General features: G+C 65.1%; 1 protein-coding gene. It reads left to right on the forward strand.

What is annotated here, in order from left to right; genetic code table 11:
- Positions 1-1,157 (forward strand): elongation factor Tu (gene tuf, locus UU7_RS17200; RefSeq protein ID WP_007810831.1); only part of this gene is annotated, 1,157 nt, incomplete at its 3' end.

Here is a 1,157-nt window from a genome sequence, read left to right on the forward strand (position 1 = left end):
ATGGCAAAGGGTAAATTCGAACGCACCAAGCCGCACGTCAACGTCGGCACGATTGGTCACGTGGACCACGGCAAGACGACGCTGACGGCCGCACTGACGAAGGTCGGGGCGGAACGTTTCGGTGGCGAGTTCAAGGACTACAGCGCGATCGACGCGGCGCCGGAAGAGAAGGCGCGCGGCATCACGATCTCGACCGCCCACGTGGAATACGAGTCGCCGCTGCGCCACTACGCGCACGTGGATTGCCCGGGCCATGCCGACTACGTGAAGAACATGATCACCGGTGCGGCGCAGATGGACGGCGCGATCCTGGTGTGCTCGGCCGCTGACGGCCCGATGCCGCAGACGCGCGAACACATCCTGCTGTCGCGCCAGGTGGGCGTGCCGTACATCGTGGTCTACCTGAACAAGGCGGACATGGTGGACGACGCCGAGCTGCTCGAGCTGGTCGAGATGGAAGTGCGCGAACTGCTGTCGAAGTACGAGTTCCCGGGCGACGACACCCCGATGATCCACGGTTCGGCCAAGCTGGCGCTGGAAGGCGACCAGAGCGACATCGGCGTGCCGTCGATCATCAAGCTGGTGGACGCGCTGGACAGCTACATCCCGGAGCCGGTGCGCACGATCGACAAGCCGTTCCTGATGCCGGTGGAAGACGTGTTCTCGATCTCGGGCCGCGGCACCGTGGTGACCGGTCGTATCGAGCGCGGCATCATCAAGGTGGGCGACGAAATCGAAGTGGTCGGCATCCGCGACACGCAGAAGACGACCGTCACCGGCGTGGAAATGTTCCGCAAGCTGCTGGACCAGGGTCAGGCGGGCGACAACGCCGGTCTGCTGCTGCGCGGCCTGAAGCGTGATGACGTGGAGCGCGGCCAGGTGCTGGCCAAGCCGGGCACGATCACCCCGCACACCGACTTCGAGGCCGAGGTCTACGTGCTGTCGAAGGACGAGGGTGGCCGTCATACGCCGTTCTTCAAGGGCTACCGTCCGCAGTTCTACTTCCGCACGACCGACGTGACCGGTGCCGTGACCCTGCCGGAAGGCGTGGAGATGGTGATGCCGGGCGACAACGTGAAGATGGTGGTGAGCCTGATCCACCCGATCGCGATGGACGAAGGCCTGCGTTTCGCCATTCGCGAAGGCGGCCGCACCGT

This window comes from Rhodanobacter spathiphylli B39 (genome assembly GCF_000264295.1).
GTDB lineage: Bacteria > Pseudomonadota > Gammaproteobacteria > Xanthomonadales > Rhodanobacteraceae > Rhodanobacter > Rhodanobacter spathiphylli.